Raw genomic sequence first — 238 nt, forward strand, 5'->3', positions numbered from 1 at the left:
GCCTGGACCGCAACCCGCTGGGGCGCGCACCGGATATTCAAAGCCTGCCGCGCCTGACCTACCTTGACCTTGATGAGACCGGCATCACCGAAGTTCCCGCCAACCTGGTGCGCCAACGGTCGCTGGAAACCTTGCTGTTGACCGACAACCAGATCAGCGAGCTACCCCGTGAGTTATTTGAATTGCCGCCCGCCATCAGCAAAGGCTTCGATTTCTCCGGTAACCCGCTGAGCACCGC

The 238-nt window shown here is 60.9% G+C and carries 1 pseudogene; it reads left to right on the top strand.

Annotation, left to right across the window (positions count from 1 at the left end):
* Positions 1 to 238 (top strand): annotated as a pseudogene (locus AC0L20_RS41780) (hypothetical protein); the annotation flags it as partial.

Source organism: Bradyrhizobium sp. Kon58, assembly GCF_055807455.1.